This window comes from Tsuneonella litorea (genome assembly GCF_025154015.1).
In the GTDB taxonomy this organism is placed as follows: Bacteria; Pseudomonadota; Alphaproteobacteria; order Sphingomonadales; family Sphingomonadaceae; genus Tsuneonella; species Tsuneonella litorea.
Window position 1 is genome coordinate 390,644 of record NZ_JAOAMV010000002.1, and the last position, 12,774, is coordinate 403,417.

A 12,774-nucleotide genomic window follows, 5' to 3' on the forward strand; every position below is an offset into this window, starting at 1 on the left:
ATTCCCGTCGTCATCTGCAACCGAAACGATCCCCTCGCCGGTTTGCTCCCGGCAGGTTACCGCTCCGGCACGTTCGTGCGCAACTCGTCGAGCCAGACGTCCGCGACCGCGTCAGACGGGGCGCGCCAGTCGCCGCGCGGGCTGAGCGCGCCGCCCGCGCTTACCTTCGGCCCGTTCGGCATGGCGCTGCGCTTGAACTGGCTGAATGCGAAGAACCGGCGCAGGAAATTCTCCAGCCAGTGGCGGATCGTGGCAAGGTCGTATTCGTGCTTGGCGTCTTCGGGAAAGGCGAGCGGCCATCTTCCCCGGCTCGCGTCGCGCCAGGCGTGCCAGGCCAGAAACGCGACCTTCGACGGCTTCTGCCCCCAGCGGATCGTGTGGTGCAGGAAGAAGTCGTTGAGCTCGTAGGGGCCGATTATGCTCTGCGTGCTCTGGATTTCGCCGTCCTCGCCCGGCGGCACCAGTTCCGGGCTGATTTCCGTGCCCACGATGTCCTCGAGTACCGCGTCGGTCGCCGGATCGAACTGGTTGGTCCGAGCGGTCCAGCGGATGAGGTACTGGATCAGCGTCTTGGGGACGCCGGAGTTGACGCCGTAGTGGCTCATCTGGTCGCCGACCCCGTAAGTGCACCAGCCAAGGGCGAGCTCCGAAAGATCGCCCGTGCCGATCACGAAGCCGCCGTGCTGGCCGGCAAGACGAAAGAGGTAGTCGGTCCTGAGGCCGGCCTGCACGTTCTCGAACGTCGTATCGTGGACCGGCTCGCCTTGCGCATAGGCATGGCCGATATCGCGCAGCATCCGCTCGGCGGCGGGCCGGATGTCGATCTCCTCACCCAGGACGCCGAGCGCGTCCATCAGTTTCCAGGCGTTCGACTTGGTCCCCTCGGACGTGCCGAAGCCGGGCATGGTGTAACCCCTGATCGTGGTCCGCGGCAGGTCCAGGCGGTCGCAGGCCTTGGCGGCGACGATCAGGGCGTGGGTGCTGTCGAGACCGCCCGACACGCCGATCACCAATGCTCTGGGCTTCGTCGTCTCGATCCGCCGCATCAGACCGTCGACCTGGACGTTGAACGCCTCGAAGCAGTCCTCGTCGAGCTTGTCGGGGCGGTTGGGCACGAACGGAAAGCGCCGGATCGGGCGGGTGAGGCCAATGTCGGCAAACGCGGGCGCGTGGGCGAAGGGAATGACCCGGAAATGATCCTCGGGACGCCCTTCGTGTTCGGCGGCGTCGTTGAACGTCTGCATCCGCATCCGCTCGGACCGGATGCGGTCGCAATCGACATCGGCGATGCACAACTCGGGCCGCAGCGCGAAGCGTTCGCTCTCGGCGAGGAGGTCGCCCAGTTCGTAGATCATGCCCTGCCCGTCCCAGGCGAGGTCGGTCGTACTCTCGCCGTGGCCGGCGGCGGAATAGACATAGGCCGCGACCGCGCGGCTCGACTGCGACCGGCTGAGCAGGTGCCGCTCGTCGCTCTTGCCGATGGTGATGTTGGACGCCGACAGGTTGCACAGGATCGTCGCCCCCGCGAGCGCGGCGCGCGTCGAGGGCGGCAGCGGGGACCAGTAATCCTCGCAGATCTCGACCCCGACCCGGAAGCCCGGCAGGTCTTCGGCGGAAAAGATCAGGTCGGTGCCGAACGGAACCGAGGCGCCGTTCACGCCGATCTCGAGCCCTTCGATCAGGCGGCCGTTGGCGAACCAGCGCTTCTCGTAGAACTCGCGGTAATTGGGCAGGTAGCTCTTGGGCACCGCGCCGAGCAAAAGCCCGCGGTGGATCGCGAGCGCGCAGTTGTAGAGCCTGCCGTTGTGCCGCAGCGGCGCCCCGATCAGGAGCAGCGGGTTGAGGTCGCGGCTCGCCGCGACGATGTCGCCCACCGCTGCCTCGACCGCGTCGATCATTGCGAGCTGGAGGTGCAGGTCGTCGATCGCGTACGAGGACAGGCACAGCTCGGGATAGACCAGCAGGTCGACGTGGGCATCGTGCGCACGCCTTGCCTCGTCGAGGATCGCCGCGCGATTGAATGCCACGTCGGCAGTGCGGACCTGCGGCGTGCTCGCGGCGACCCGCACGAGCCCGTGCGCGTGGAGCGAATGAAAGCGTTTCGCTGTGTCGTTCATCTGTGAAGCGCGTCTTCCATCATCGCGAGCGCGACTTCAAGCGCGGCGATCCGCACGCCGGCGCGGCCAACGGCGCCGAAGTGCTCCTCGCGGTGCGCACAGCCACCCGCGCGGGTGGCGCAGGCGAAGTGAACCAGGCCCTCTTCATCGCCCGGTGCGCCGGGTCCGGCGAAGCCTGTCACCGACAGCGCCACATCCGCATCGGAACGGGCGATCGCCCCTTCGGCCATCGCACGCGCCACGTCCTCGCTGACCGCGCCGACTCGATCGATCGCGTTCGGATCGACGCCCAGCAGATCGCATTTCGATTCTTCGGCATAGGTCACGAAGCCCCGGTCGAAGACGTGACCGCGTCCCCCCACGTCGGTCAGCAGAGCCGCCAGTAGTCCGCCGGTACAGCTTTCGGCAGTGGCGAGTGACAGCTTCCTCTCGTGCGCGAGATCGAGAACGCGATGCGCCTGCCGCTGCAAGGCATCGGGCAAGGCGCCGTCGAGCGTTTCGGCCTTGTCGTCTCCATCGGTCATGCCTGGCTCAACACCCGCTCCGCCGCAGCGTTCCGCCTCGTCCTTTCAGGCGGCTGCAAGCAACTCGTGCGCCTTTGGTGAATCCTCGAGGAGGTCGATCAATGCGCGTTCCGCGCGGTCCAGCCAGCGGGTCGCGCGTGGCATCTTCAGCCCATCGCGCCACGTCTTCTGGCGATCGACCAGCGCGATGACCGCCGGATGGACGTAGCTCTTGCGGGTCACGGCGGGCGTGTTGCCAAGATGCGCAGCGACGTCTTCCAGCATTGCCTTGAGGGTCAGCTGCCCGTCGGCCTCGGCCAGGATTTTGAGGGCGAGCACGCTCGCGTGCCAGGTGCGGAAGCTCTTGGCGGTGAAATGGTCGCCCATGGTTTCGCAGAGGTATTCGTTGACGTCGGCCGAGTCGACCGAGTGAACGTCTCCATCCTCGTCCGTGTACTGGAACAGGCGTTGGCCCGGCAGGTCCTGCATCGCACGCACCACCCGGCTGAGCGTGCGGTCGGACAGCACGACATCGCGTTCCACGCCGCTCTTGCCCTTGAACTTGAGGCGGATCCTCTGTCCCTTCACCTCTACGTGGTGCTGCCGGAGCGTCGTCGCCCCGAAGCTCTTGTTCGACCTGGCATAGGCATCGTTGCCGATCCGGATTGCGCCGAGATCGAGCAACCGGATCACGCTCGCGATGGCGCGCTCGCGGGTCAGCGACCGCACCGCCAGGTCGCCTTTCACGCGCTTGCGAACCAGCGGCAGGAGCCGGCCGAATGCCGCGCACCCGTCGAACTTCTCGCTTTCGCGGGCGGTGCGGAAATCGGGGTGATAGCGGTACTGCTTGCGGCCCTTCGCATCGACGCCGGTCGCCAGGATATGCCCGTTGGGCGCAGGGCAGAACCAGGCGTCGGTATAGGCCGGCGGCAGCGCGACGCGATTGAGGCGATCGCGCTCGTCGGGATCGGTGATCAGTTCGCCCTTGGGATCGTAATAGGCCCAGCCGCGGCCGCTGCGCTTGCGGGTGATGCCCGGCATGTCGTCATCGACGTACATGAGCTTGGATTGAGCGACCATGACACGCGCAACGGCGGGCTGCGCCTTGCGGTTCCGCCGGGGCGCGACCATGTCGTTCGAAACCGCAACACGGAGCGCACCGAGCATGACGGATATTGCCTATACGCCGCCGAAGGTCTGGACGCACGACAAGGAGAACGGCGGGCGCTTCGCGAGCATCAACCGTCCCACCGCCGGCGCGCGGCACGACAAGGACCTGCCGGTCGGCGATCATCCCTTCCAGCTCTATTCGCTCGGCACGCCGAACGGGCAGAAGGTGACGATCATGTTCGAGGAGCTGCTCTCGGCCGGACACGACGCCGAATACGATGCCTGGCTGATCAACATCGGCGAAGGCGACCAGTTTTCCAGCGGCTTCACCGCGCTCAATCCCAACGGCAAGATACCGGCGCTCGAAGACCGCAGCGGCGACGAGCCCTTTCGCGTGTTCGAAAGCGGCGCGATCCTGCTTCACCTGGCCGAAAAGTTCGACTTCCTGCTTCCCCGCGCGAACCCGGCGCGCGCCGAGGTGCTGAGCTGGCTGATGTGGCAGATGGGCACCGCGCCCTTCATCGGCGGCGGGTTCGGCCATTTCTACGCCTATGCCCCGGAAAAGTTCGAATACCCGATCGACCGCTACGCGATGGAAACGAAGCGCATCCTGTCGGTCGCCGACTTGCGCCTCGGCGAGACCGAATACCTTGCCGGGAACGAATACTCGATCGCCGACGTGGCCTGTTACGGCTGGTTCGGCGCGCTCGTCCGCGGCGATGCCTACAACGATGCGGCGACGTTCCTCTCGGTCCATGAATACGCCAATCTCGCGCGGTGGGTGCGGACGCTCGAGGCAAGACCGGCGGTGCGCCGGGGGCGCATCGTCAATACAACCAACATGAAGGAGCGCCATTCGCCCGCCGATTTCGAGCGGATCGAAAAACCGGAACTGCTCGAACGCGTGCCCTGGAAGTCGCTCGAAAACGCCTAGCGGGACCGACCGTCAGCCTGGCGGTTCCGCCTCTGTGCGGCGCAGGGTGAGGACATAGGCGGCGAGCTCGTCGATTTGCTCGGCCGGAATCTCGAAATACATTTCTTCCGGGTAGTTGCGGTGGTCGCGCATCCACTGCGCGAGCATTGCCGAAGTCAGTCCGGGCGTGTTGGCGATCGCGGAGAAGCTGGGCGCCTGCGGCACGGGTGATGTTTCGCCATAGCCGACCGAATGGCAATCGGAACACCGGTTCACCGCCAGCTTGTATCCGCGGGCTTCGAGCGATCCGGGATCGGACAGCCCGCCGGCGTCGGCGAAACGGGGCGCCACCGACTGGCAACCGGCCAGAAAAGCGCAGGCGGCGATGGCGAAAAACGTCCTCATGCCCGCCAGGCTAGGCAGGGGCCGCGAAGCAGACAATGACCTGGATCAAACGTACTGGCTGGGGCGGCAGGAGATTCTGACCCGACCACAAAAAACGGGAGAACTCTGGGATTTCCTTGCTTTTCAAGCGTCTCCGGCCCACAGACCGGGCCCACAAAGGTGGCCCACAGGAGATTCTCAGACGTGCCTGCACTGCAACGGCGACACAACAAGTGGCGCGCAAAGATCCGCGTACCTGAGCGGCTGCAAGCTGACCACGGCGGCCGGAAGTTTCTCCAGAAGACGCTAGAGGCCCTCGACCGCCCCTCGGCGCGCCTCGAGGCCGCCGCATGGGAGCTGAAGATCAAGACGGAGTGGGCAGCGAAGAGCGATGCCCCCCAAGCCCGCTCGGCTCTCCGCGAGCTGTACCGGCAAATCCAAGCCGAGGCAGAGGCCGGAGTCTTCATCCTCGAAGACGACCCGCACTCCTACGATGCCGTCACGGCTGGCATAGGATACGAGCTGGAGAAGATCGAAGAGCGGCACGGGCGCGGGGAGCTTCCCGAGGCTGAGCGGGTCAGGGTAATGGCCCTGCAGGACGCGGCAGCTGCCCGAATGGGCCGCGTAGTTCCACCCCGCAAGGAACTTGAGCCGACCTTCCGCGAGCTTGCAGACGAGTACCTCAAGCTCTGGAAGACGCAGCACGAACTCAAGGAGACGAACACCGAGCAGCAAAAGGTCGCCACCTTCGACCTCTTCGGGGGCTACTGGGGTTCCCGTCCGATCCGTGAGGTTCGCAAGAAGGATGCGGCCGAGTTCCTCGACGCCCTTCGTCAGATGAACCCGATGTGGGGCAAGTCTCCCAAGGCCAGGAGCATGAGCTGGCCTGAGTTGCAGGAGAACTTTGGCGGCCAAGCCAAGGGGATGTCGGATGCGACGATCAACCGCCACGCTGCGACCCTCAAGTCCTACTGGGCATGGGCGCAGGAGCGGGACTACTGCGAGGGGAACAACCCGTTCAGCGGATTTCACAAGCGCCTCAAGGAAGGCCGAAACGTCAAAGGCTACCTCGCTTGGGAGCCCCACGAACTGGAGCAGCTCTTCAACCCGCCGCCAAAGCGCCGCGACGTCACCGAGGTGATGCTTGTTGCGATGTACTCCGGGATGCGGCTGGACGAGATTGCCTCCCTGACGCGAGGCCAGATTAGGACCGAGGCCGGGGTCACCTACGCGAACGTGGTCGACGCAAAGACAGCCGCTGGCGAACGAAGGGTGCCGATACACCCCGAGCTGAGCTGGCTCGCCAAGCGGGCCGAAGGTGACCCTGCAGAGCGCATCTGGCCCCGCTTCAACTGCGAGGGTCCGGGCAAGAAGGCCGGAGCAGATGCTGGCAAGGAGTTCTCCCGATTCAAGCTGGCCCGGGGCTTCGCAAGCCGACGCAAGGCGTTTCACTCCTTCCGCAAGAACTTCGTTGGACAGCTGGAGGAGGCCGGGGTGCCGCAAAGCGATGCGGCGCACGTAGTGGGCCATGAGGTCGGCTTCACGTACCGCACCTACAACCCGAACGGCCTGTCCCTGCAAAGGCTGGCGGATATCGTCGCACTGATCAGATACCCGGGCTTGTCATTGCCGAACCCCGGGGACGCGTGAAGCTGAGAAGCCCGACTGTGGCGCCCTAACACTGCCAAATCGAGCCCAAGAGCGCCGAAACGGGCCCGCGCCTATTCCCAGTACCCTAGCGTCCACCGAGGCCATCCTTTGGCGCGGTTTGGTGGGTTTACACGACATCGGAGTGGCAGCGCACTGCAGCGACCCCTTCGCCACGGAAAACAGGCGTGATTTCAGAGAGATGGAATTAACCCGCACCCTCGGGGGTGTGCCTCTATTGGTTAGGCGGGGGCCAGCGAGCACGTGCCGTGCCGAATTAACCCGCACCATTGGTGGCTCTTCCATTTCCTCTGCAGAACGACATGACACCTTCACCTTCGCGGGGCAGCAGCTTCGCACCATCGACATTGACGGAACACCTTGGTTCTGCGGCGGCGACGTCCTCACCATCCTACTCGGCTCGGCATCGGGGAAGGGGAGCGCGTACGACAAGCTCTTCCCTCGCGACGTACGCAAGGTTGATCGGATCGCACTAGGAATGAAGCCGGGGCGTCCAGTGAACGTCGTCAACGAGAGCGGTCTCTACAAGCTCATCATGCGCTCGGACAAACCCGAGGCCCGCGCCTTTCAGGATTGGGTGACCCGCGAGGTTCTCCCGGCGATCCGGCGCACTGGCGGCAAATAACCCTCACCCTTGGGGGTGAGCCTCTATTGCTTAGGCAGGGGGTCGATGATCCGCCGCACTGTTCGCAATTAAAGCCGACCCTCGGGGGTGAGCCTCTATTTGATTGGCGAGCACGTGTGTGAACTCTCGCCGCGCAAGAATTAAAGCCCATCCTTGGAAAGAGAACCCGGCTGATCTGATGCACCCGGGCAATTAACCCGCCCCCTTGGAATAGAAGCCACTGACAGCTCACCGCTGGCCGGGTGGCAATTATCCCTCACCTTTGGAGAGCGAAGCCCCCGGCTCGCTTCCCCCTCGGCGCTGCCGAGCATCCCCCACAACCCCAGAAGGCCCCGAAAGGAGCCCCCTTTTCATGACCACCACCTCATCCAGTCCCGCCGACACCCTGAGCATCGATATCCGCTCCACCGGCACCTCTGCCCCTTCCGAGACCATCGCCCCTCAGGATCAGCACTTCGCTGACGCCATCCTCGCGATGGATCCGATGAGCCTCCCGAACAGCAACATCCAGATCACCCCCGGGCTCAAGCTCCCTGAGCTTCGAGTCACCGGCCTGCCGCCGGGGCCGGAGCGCACGGAAATCGAGACGGCCCTGAAGGCCCTCCCACCCGAGCAGCGCGCCACCCGCGAATCCGCTATGGTCGAAGCTGCGCTCCGCAAGATGCTGCCCGCTATCCGTTCGTTGACCGGCGCGGGGGAAGGAGCGACCCCGTACCATCAGGAGCAGTGCCTGATTGCTGGCGAGTATCGCGAGCTGGCCCGTCGGCTCGACGCAGTCGAGGCTGAGCTAGACGAAGTGGGGAGCTACCGCGCTGAGCGAGATCCGCAGACAGGTGAGGCCGTGGCCATCCCGGTCCCGCTGTACCAAGGCGACTCGCGTTCATCGCGTTTGGCCCTGAAACTCGATCTGGAGCGCCGGATGCGAGTGCTGGTCAGCCCTGACGGCACCCCGGGTGTCGAAGCCAAGCGGCGGCTCGGGGAGGCGATGCGTGAGAGCGTCGTCTTGGCCAAGCAACGTGCCGAGCAGCTGAGGGATTCGGCAGAGGCCAATCGCTTGGCAGGCGAGATGCTTCGAAAGGAGCGGATCGAGGCCCAAGCTAAGGCCATCGCTAGCGTTCACCGGAACACCCTCTGAGATGCGCGGCTTCTACCGGCTGGCTCGCCGGGACCGGACGCGTAAGCCATCGAGCATCGCTAACTTGCCTGACCCCTACAACCCGACATCGCCCGGGTTCGCCGAGCGCAACACCCAGAGCGTCACGGCGATGCCAGGTGGGTTCATGCGAGTAGACATCGGCGAGCCCATCGCCCGTGTCGACGGTTTCCCCCAGCCCGTCTCCCTCAGCGATCCCACAGACCCCCAGCCGACCAAGGCTGAGCCTTCGCCTTCCCCAGTTCCCCCAGCGTCACCCTCGGTGACCGAGAGGGATTGGCGGAGTGACTACGGTCTCGCCAAGCGCGGCTAACCCCCCAGCAACATCAAGCCCAAGGAGGCCCCGTCATGGCTCGCGTTTCCTCGCAATCCCGTGGCGGGGTCTCCGCCCTTTGGGAGGACCTGCAGGCGCTCGCTGCGCTGCAATCGTTCCCCGCTCCCCATCCTAACCGAACCGGCGCCCAAGGTGCCCTGCCGGAGTCCCGGCGGGCCGCTTTGCGGTGCCAGTAGGAATCCCATTCCATGACCACCAACACCCGAGTTCCTCTCCGCAGCGCCGTCAACGCGAAGTGTCGCGAGTGCATCTATGACCCGTACCAGCGCGGCACGTGGCGCGAACAGGTCGCCGCTTGCTGCAGTGCCAACTGCTCGCTGCATGAGGTGCGCCCCGTCCCGCGAGACTGCATGAACGGCGGCCGCATCTGCCCTGCCAAGATTGCGGCAGTGCGAGCGAAGCTGGAGGCCTGATCGTGGCGGCCTTACGCTGCTATTTTCAGCCACACAGCGCCGAATGCTGAGACGCAGCCATGGACATACCTTCGGCCCTCATATCGGCGTCACACAACCTAATTTGGTGCCTTAACGCTGCACGGAGTCACACCTCAATGAGCAAGACCCCACCCATCCCGGTCCAGCCGGGAGAGAAGTATTGCTTCGTCTGCGAGCAGGCGCTGCCTCTCGCGTCATTCCGCCCTCGGAACGGCAAGCTCTATTCGCCCTGCCGATCCTGCGCCCGCACGTCGCACGAGCGGACAGCGCCCATGAGAGAGCTGATCGAAGAGCTAATGACGGGGATTCAGGAACGCGCTGCGGTGCGGCGGCCCGCCACACCCGAAGAGGAGCGTCTCTTTGCGCCGATGGACGGGTTCGCCCGGTGGATCATGCGGCGGGAGGCGCAAGCCAAGAAACCCAAGCGGGCCACGCGCAAGCCTCAGACAAGGAGCGGTCCTAGCCATGAAATCGCCTAGGTTCCCCATCGCCTCCTACGCGGCCCAGCTGCCCCCTGAGCGCCGGGACGCCTTCGCTCGGTTCGCCCACATTGCCCCGGTGGACACCGTCGAGGCGTTCATTCGGTCGCAGCGAAGGAAAGGCTGAGCTCTACGTGGACCAGCTTACGGGGGGCCTGAGATGCCTCCATACCAATAGGGGCTCACCCCCGGGTCGGCTTTAATTGCAAACCGTTGGTTTTGGCGCAAAAATCCGAAGCGGGTTAGCGCACACGACAGGCGCGGGCTCCCCCCATGGGGCGCCCGGCCACCGACACAGTGCCGCCGCCGAAAAAGCCCCCTAGCCCACGCGGCAGGGAAGCCGTCCTGGCGGCGGCACCTGCCCCTCATTACGTGGCGCGGGCTCCCACGGTCCCTTGGTCCCGAGGGCGTCGAAACACCGCAAGGCTGCGCCTGAGTCCAAGCGAGTCAAAATAACGGTGAAGAGAATATCAGGCGGGTCGACGGGCCCGATCTCCGTCCTTACAAATCCGCCTAACGAACGTCAGATGGATTTGAAGGGGCAAGAGTGATGTGCCGAGTTGTCGCCTATTACCGCGTGTCGACTGAAGAGCAGGGGCGCTCTGGCCTAGGGCTGGAGGCCCAGCGTCAGGCCGTGTCTGCCCTATGCCAGCAGCGGGGTTGGGACATCGTCGCTGAGTTTACCGAGGTGGAGAGCGGCAAACGCGATGACCGTCCCCAGCTCGCAGCCGCAATGAAGCGCGCCAAGGTTACGGGGGCCCGCTTAGTGATTGCCAAGCTGGATCGCCTTTCACGCAACGTGGCCTTCCTTGCTGCCCTGCAGGACAGCGGAACGAAGTTCACCGCTGCTGATATGCCGGAGGCAGACGAGTTCACGATTCACATCCTCGCGGCCGTCGCCCAGCGGGAGCGCAAGCTTGCGTCTGATCGAACCAAGGCAGCCCTAGCGGCCGCCAAGGCGCGTGGAGTAAAGCTGGGCAATCCGAATGGCGCGGCAGCAATCCGCAGGGCGGCTAAGGGCACAACGGCGGCCATAGATGCAGTGCGCGCAAACGCTGCAAGCCGCGCGGCGGATTACGCGGAGACGATTACCGACGTCCGCGCCAGCGGAGCAACCTCTCTCGCCGCCATCGCCAAGGAATTGAACACAAGGGGCATCGTGACAGCCCGTGGCGGCTCTTGGCATCCTTCTTCGGTTCGAAACCTACTGCGACGTCTAGGTGGCTGAGGTTGTCTGCGGGCCCTTGGGGCCCTGCTTTTTTCTTTTTGCCTTTACAGGTCGCTGAGCGTTGCCGTTCAGTTCAGCTGCACCGCCGGTTAGACGGAGGACAGGCGCGTCGCTCGCGTTAGGAAACTTTAACTCAGCAGCAATTACCTGGAGATCGCGCTGCTCTTCAGTTTCCTCCGCTGGTAGCTCACCGGGTTCGCTGTGCTGAAGCAGTCGAATCTCTACAGTCATCCCCCGCTCAATTCTTTGAAGGAACTGGTCGAGCAGCTTGCCCAGCCCTGTCGTCAGTTCATTACGACGGCCTTCATTCCGTACATCTTGGGTCAGACGAGCCGCTTGGTCTTCTATCTCCTTGACAACCTGCACACGAATCTTTTCGCCGAAGATGGCATCGACCTCTTCTGGGCTGAAGGCCTTAAGTTTCGCCGTCTCGGCCCTTAGCTTGCGGATTTCTTCGACAGTCTTCCACGTCTCTACGCCCCACTTGATCAAGCGCCCAACGGTCAAAGCGAGCCCGCAGCCGGTAACAACGAACACCGTCGGGTCGCTTGTAGACAGGCGTGACACTTCGAAATCATCGTGTTCACCAGTTGCAGCTTCGGCCACTGTCGAGAGGAAACGATTTATCCACTCGAGTTCCTTCGTCAGGCCCCTCAGATTGTTGGCGAAGATGGCGCGGGGAACCGTGAAACCAATCTCCGCATCCCCCTCAATGCCGGATGCTGCATCAACGTCCCACTCGCGATCTTGAGCGACCCCAATAACAGTCTGGAAGCCTCTCAATATTTCCTGTCGTCGTTCATACACCGTTTGGACGTGGGATTGAGAAACTGCGGGAGTTCCGACATTGGCGCCGAAATGATCCGCGAGGCTTTCATAGAGGTCTGGCCGGAACAACTCGGCCGCCCCAAGCTCAGCCAAACGCTGCGCATCTGCTTCTGTGAGTTCGTCGGCTACATCGATCATACGGTTTCCGAGCTGATCGAAGGCACTGCGTACGCTGGATTGTGCGCTGGCATCCGCAGGGTTCGCTGACAAAACTCCAAGGGCATTGATAATCGCTTGTAGTGACGCCGAGACTTCGAGGCGAGAGTCCAAATCGACCGCGAGCCCCATCACTTCCAACGCTGAGCCTAAGTTCATAGAAGCCCCCCATCTATTTCTTCGTACACCATGTGCCGCCACGTTTGGCGCGTGATTGCATCTCCGACAACCAACTTGTGCTGTTGCACCTCGGTGCTAACCCGTCGGTTTAGACTGCCATGCGAACGCTTAGCGGAGAGCTTTACGATGGACACTCGTGTCGAGGCCCTAATTCAAGGTCTGAAAAGTGCAGAGACGATCGACCCATTGGAGGCTCGAAAGCGGATTGTAGACCTCTTTAATGAGATCAACGATGAGGAGGGTCGGACCGCTCTCTTGGCTTCGTTGGACGCTGTGATTGGACTCGCGATCCGCTATCAAGAGACTTGCGGGAACGACAGCCAGGCACTGCGAAACGCTCTGCTTGCCGACAAACGTGCGCTCGTCTTGGCGGAAGCAATGGGCGCCAACGAGCTAGTCGAGCCCGCAGAGATGCTTCGAATACTCGAGCGGGAAATCGCAGCGGGTCGGATGGAGCGAGACGATTTTTATCAGCTCGCACGCGACGGGTCGGACGTGCTGGAATCCCCGTCACCTAAACCCAAACCCGGATTCCTTAAGCGACTGTTCGGATGATTACCGAATCCACGGCATTAGTGTGCACGATAGGGGACCACGAACCGGGCCCACAAATCGGGCCCACACTAATCGCCGTATGACGATTAATATGTTGAAAAACCGTA

13 protein-coding genes are annotated in these 12,774 nt (G+C 63.6%); 8 read left to right on the plus strand and 5 right to left on the minus strand.

Annotated features, from left to right (window positions below; genetic code table 11):
- Positions 1 to 56 precede the first annotated feature (56 nt).
- The 3 genes from N0B51_RS05400 to N0B51_RS05410 are packed head-to-tail and all read right to left on the minus strand — an operon-like array spanning position 57 to position 3,700.
- Positions 57 to 2,117 (minus strand): NAD(+) synthase, encoded by a 2,061-nt coding sequence (locus tag N0B51_RS05400; protein ID WP_259961222.1) that lies wholly within the window; start codon positions 2,115 to 2,117, stop codon positions 57 to 59.
- Positions 2,114 to 2,641, minus strand: coding sequence for a CinA family protein (locus N0B51_RS05405; protein WP_259961224.1), 528 nt, complete (start codon positions 2,639 to 2,641; stop codon positions 2,114 to 2,116). The genes N0B51_RS05400 and N0B51_RS05405 overlap by 4 nt, the downstream gene beginning before the upstream one ends.
- Positions 2,642 to 2,686: 45 nt before the next feature.
- Positions 2,687 to 3,700, minus strand: coding sequence for a DNA topoisomerase IB (locus N0B51_RS05410; RefSeq protein ID WP_259961486.1), 1,014 nt, complete (start codon positions 3,698 to 3,700; stop codon positions 2,687 to 2,689).
- Positions 3,701 to 3,785: 85 nt separating this feature from the next.
- Between N0B51_RS05410 and yghU the strand changes: the two genes are divergently transcribed.
- Positions 3,786 to 4,664: a glutathione-dependent disulfide-bond oxidoreductase gene (yghU, locus tag N0B51_RS05415; RefSeq protein ID WP_259961225.1), complete on the plus strand. Its 879-nt coding sequence runs from the start codon at positions 3,786 to 3,788 to the stop codon at positions 4,662 to 4,664.
- Positions 4,665 to 4,676: 12 nt separating this feature from the next.
- On the opposite strand, the gene N0B51_RS05420 is transcribed toward yghU, so the two are convergent.
- Positions 4,677 to 5,048 carry a c-type cytochrome gene (locus N0B51_RS05420; RefSeq protein WP_259961227.1) on the minus strand — a complete coding sequence of 124 codons (372 nt, stop codon included), beginning with the start codon at positions 5,046 to 5,048 and terminating at the stop codon, positions 4,677 to 4,679.
- Positions 5,049 to 5,231: 183 nt separating this feature from the next.
- Between N0B51_RS05420 and N0B51_RS05425 the strand changes: the two genes are divergently transcribed.
- The 6 genes from N0B51_RS05425 (at position 5,232) to N0B51_RS05450 (ending at position 10,948) form a co-directional block, all read left to right on the plus strand.
- Positions 5,232 to 6,677 carry a tyrosine-type recombinase/integrase gene (locus N0B51_RS05425; protein WP_259961228.1) on the plus strand — a complete coding sequence of 482 codons (1,446 nt, stop codon included), beginning with the start codon at positions 5,232 to 5,234 and terminating at the stop codon, positions 6,675 to 6,677.
- A gap of 121 nt (positions 6,678 to 6,798) precedes the next feature.
- On the plus strand, positions 6,799 to 7,320 hold the full coding sequence (locus N0B51_RS05430; protein ID WP_259961229.1) for a BRO-N domain-containing protein: 522 nt from the start codon (positions 6,799 to 6,801) through the stop codon (positions 7,318 to 7,320).
- A gap of 352 nt (positions 7,321 to 7,672) precedes the next feature.
- Positions 7,673 to 8,455 carry a hypothetical protein gene (locus N0B51_RS05435; RefSeq protein WP_259961230.1) on the plus strand — a complete coding sequence of 261 codons (783 nt, stop codon included), beginning with the start codon at positions 7,673 to 7,675 and terminating at the stop codon, positions 8,453 to 8,455.
- Positions 8,456 to 8,995: 540 nt separating this feature from the next.
- On the plus strand, positions 8,996 to 9,220 hold the full coding sequence (locus tag N0B51_RS05440; protein WP_259961232.1) for a hypothetical protein: 225 nt from the start codon (positions 8,996 to 8,998) through the stop codon (positions 9,218 to 9,220).
- Between the two features lie 137 nt (positions 9,221 to 9,357).
- Complete coding sequence (locus N0B51_RS05445) at positions 9,358 to 9,720, plus strand: hypothetical protein (protein ID WP_259961233.1); 363 nt, start codon at positions 9,358 to 9,360, stop codon at positions 9,718 to 9,720.
- A 550-nt stretch (positions 9,721 to 10,270) separates the two neighbouring features.
- Positions 10,271 to 10,948, plus strand: coding sequence for a recombinase family protein (locus tag N0B51_RS05450; RefSeq protein WP_259961234.1), 678 nt, complete (start codon positions 10,271 to 10,273; stop codon positions 10,946 to 10,948).
- Here the strand turns inward: N0B51_RS05450 and N0B51_RS05455 are convergent.
- The gene (locus N0B51_RS05455; RefSeq protein WP_259961235.1) at positions 10,937 to 12,064 is read right to left on the minus strand and encodes a hypothetical protein; all 1,128 of its coding nucleotides are present in this window, start codon (positions 12,062 to 12,064) and stop codon (positions 10,937 to 10,939) included. The genes N0B51_RS05450 and N0B51_RS05455 overlap by 12 nt on opposite strands.
- 174 nt (positions 12,065 to 12,238) lie before the next feature.
- Here N0B51_RS05455 and N0B51_RS05460 point away from each other — a divergent pair, with 174 nt between their 5' ends.
- Entirely contained in the window at positions 12,239 to 12,667 is a 429-nt protein-coding gene (locus N0B51_RS05460; protein WP_259961236.1) for a hypothetical protein, read from the plus strand.
- Positions 12,668 to 12,774: the final 107 nt, after the last annotated feature.

Excerpts from the sequence above, each read along its gene's own strand:
- yghU (WP_259961225.1), top strand. The coding sequence starts at position 3,786 with ATGACGGATATTGCCTATACGCCGCCGAAGGTCTGGACGCACGACAAG.
- N0B51_RS05410 (WP_259961486.1), bottom strand. The coding sequence starts at position 3,700 with ATGGTCGCTCAATCCAAGCTCATGTACGTCGATGACGACATGCCGGGC.
- N0B51_RS05440 (WP_259961232.1), top strand. The coding sequence starts at position 8,996 with ATGACCACCAACACCCGAGTTCCTCTCCGCAGCGCCGTCAACGCGAAG.
- N0B51_RS05435 (WP_259961230.1), top strand. The coding sequence starts at position 7,673 with ATGACCACCACCTCATCCAGTCCCGCCGACACCCTGAGCATCGATATC.
- N0B51_RS05455 (WP_259961235.1), bottom strand. The coding sequence starts at position 12,064 with ATGGGGCTCGCGGTCGATTTGGACTCTCGCCTCGAAGTCTCGGCGTCA.
- N0B51_RS05400 (WP_259961222.1), bottom strand. The coding sequence starts at position 2,117 with ATGAACGACACAGCGAAACGCTTTCATTCGCTCCACGCGCACGGGCTC.
- N0B51_RS05450 (WP_259961234.1), top strand. The coding sequence starts at position 10,271 with ATGTGCCGAGTTGTCGCCTATTACCGCGTGTCGACTGAAGAGCAGGGG.
- N0B51_RS05405 (WP_259961224.1), bottom strand. The coding sequence starts at position 2,641 with ATGACCGATGGAGACGACAAGGCCGAAACGCTCGACGGCGCCTTGCCC.
- N0B51_RS05460 (WP_259961236.1), top strand. The coding sequence starts at position 12,239 with ATGGACACTCGTGTCGAGGCCCTAATTCAAGGTCTGAAAAGTGCAGAG.
- N0B51_RS05445 (WP_259961233.1), top strand. The coding sequence starts at position 9,358 with ATGAGCAAGACCCCACCCATCCCGGTCCAGCCGGGAGAGAAGTATTGC.
- N0B51_RS05420 (WP_259961227.1), bottom strand. The coding sequence starts at position 5,048 with ATGAGGACGTTTTTCGCCATCGCCGCCTGCGCTTTTCTGGCCGGTTGC.